At 37.9% G+C, this 1923-nt stretch carries 3 protein-coding genes and 1 pseudogene; all 4 read left to right on the top strand.

Translation table 11 applies throughout. The features are described from left to right. The first annotated feature begins 206 nt into the window (after positions 1-206). The 4 genes and pseudogenes from CSX02_RS10330 (at position 207) to CSX02_RS10345 (ending at position 1858) form a co-directional block, all read left to right on the top strand. Positions 207-722 (top strand): GNAT family N-acetyltransferase, encoded by a 516-nt coding sequence (locus tag CSX02_RS10330; protein WP_099386619.1) that lies wholly within the window; start codon positions 207-209, stop codon positions 720-722. Positions 723-754: 32 nt separating this feature from the next. Continuing rightward, a complete protein-coding gene (locus CSX02_RS10335) occupies positions 755-1129 on the top strand; it encodes a TIGR04076 family protein (protein WP_099386620.1) in 375 nt (124 codons plus the stop codon). Then, positions 1102-1329, top strand: a pseudogene (locus tag CSX02_RS10340) (TfoX/Sxy family protein); the annotation flags it as partial. The gene CSX02_RS10335 and the pseudogene CSX02_RS10340, both read left to right, overlap by 28 nt. Positions 1330-1555: 226 nt before the next feature. Beyond that, positions 1556-1858: a helix-turn-helix domain-containing protein gene (locus CSX02_RS10345; RefSeq protein ID WP_099386622.1), complete on the top strand. Its 303-nt coding sequence runs from the start codon at positions 1556-1558 to the stop codon at positions 1856-1858. The last annotated feature ends 65 nt before the right edge of the window (positions 1859-1923 follow it).

The raw sequence follows: 1923 nt of genomic DNA on the forward strand, positions 1-1923 counted from the left end.
GACATATTTGAGGATACGAATACCCTCCAAACAAGTATTTAAATTATAGTTTTCTATGGAGTTTATGTCAAGAGAAAGAAAAATGAAACTAAACGTAAAGAAAGATGGGAATGTGGCAAATGCGCTATATTATACTTTGACTTTCGGAGGAAGAAGAAAATGGAACTTTATATGAAATAAGAGAATAACAATTTTAGGGAGATACTATGAACGTTTTAGTTGAAACAGAACGATTAATAATTACCGAAATGACTATGGATATGGCTATGGATATCCATAAGAATTCTTTGGATGAGGATACAAGAAGATTCGTACCGGATGAAGTCTTCGAAACATTGGAAGATGCAAAAGAAACGGTGGAGTTTTTGATGTCTCAATATGGTTCTACGGAAGGTCCACTGGTCTATGCAGTGATTCTGAAAGCCGACGATACAAATATAGGGTATGTTCAACTTGTTCCTATCGGAGAAGGCAAGTGGGAAATAGGATATCATGTGGCAAAAGCATATACTTGCAAGGGCTATGCAACAGAAGCAGTAAAAGCATTTCTTCCGCTTATGGCAAAAAGAGTTGGGATTGAAGAAGTATATGGCATTCGACTTCTGGAAAATGTTTCCTCAGGACGTGTTTTGGAAAAGTGTGGATTTGAAACTTTCTTTGAAGGAGAAGGAGAATATCACGATGGAATATATGAAATAAGTAAAAGTGTTTGGAAACTGTGATAATCCATTATTGATGTGACGGAGGCCGGATCATGAAGAAATGGTTTGACGAAGAGTATGAATTTACCGTAGAGGTTGTGGGATTCCTTCGAGGGGATCATACTGAGCGATATTGCAGAAACGGAGAAGAAATCGGCGATAAGTATACCTGCACATATGGCTGTCCTGTGAATCAAGATGGATACGGTATATGTTCTAAGACAATGATGATGCTTTATCCATTGATGGAAGCAATACGGAGCGGCGGGGATCTTGAAAATCTGGGTGGCGACAGTAAATATAGCAAGACGATAGTTTGCCCGGATGGTTGTGTTATGTTTCGATTAACAGCAGAGTCACTTGGAAATGAGAATTTTCATAAGGGTGGATTCTGGAAGGATACATCATCTATTATCGTGGAAAAGTAGTCGGTGGCATTTATGATGACCGTTTTCTTGTAAAGCCTGTAAAGTCTGCTGTGAAAATGATGCCGGAAGTCGGTCTGGAACTTCCATACGAGGGAGCGAAGGAGATGCTCCTTGTCGATAATGTTGAGAACAAAGAGTTTCTTCGCAATCTGTTAGAGGCGCTGTATGAAGAGCTACCGGCCCCGAAAAAAAAGAAGTGAGCTATAGTAAGGAAAATATCCAGTCATATTCTTAACTTTTAAGGATGTTAAATTTGATACTTGGGATGCAACAATAGATAAAATTAGGGGACTACTTCAAGATATGATTCTGAAATGAAAGAGGATGAAATTACTGAAATCTTAAAGTTTGGAATTGCTTTTTCAGGAAAGAAAGTATGTGTGAGAACTGAATAGAACAAGAATTTAGTGTAAAGGAGGCAATCGTATGTTTCCAATAATAGATAAACACCGCACCGGGGAACAAATCCGGATGTTAATGAAACGACAGAATATAACAGTAAAGCAGATACAAGAGTATTTGAACTTATCCTGCGTACAGGGCATTTATCACTGGCTTGATGGAACTAGCATGCCAACAGTTGATAACTTATATGCTTTAAGTGAGCTATTTGAGGTTCCGCTGGATGATATCGTTTGTGGCAACAGAAAGTACAAAGGAACCAGAAATATTTGCGATTCTAATAGAAGAATGATGGAATACTACATCAGGATAGTAAAGGTTGCGTAGGAAATATTTTATACTACAAGTCCAATGACAACTTACAAATCCTCCCTTAGAATTATTTACAGAAA

The sequence above is a fragment of the Agathobacter ruminis genome (assembly GCF_002735305.1).
In the GTDB taxonomy this organism is placed as follows: domain Bacteria; phylum Bacillota; class Clostridia; order Lachnospirales; family Lachnospiraceae; genus Roseburia; species Roseburia ruminis.

Coding starts and splice junctions, on each gene's coding strand:
- CSX02_RS10330 (WP_099386619.1), top strand. CDS start 207: ATGAACGTTTTAGTTGAAACAGAACGATTAATAATTACCGAAATGACT.
- CSX02_RS10335 (WP_099386620.1), top strand. CDS start 755: ATGAAGAAATGGTTTGACGAAGAGTATGAATTTACCGTAGAGGTTGTG.
- CSX02_RS10345 (WP_099386622.1), top strand. CDS start 1,556: ATGTTTCCAATAATAGATAAACACCGCACCGGGGAACAAATCCGGATG.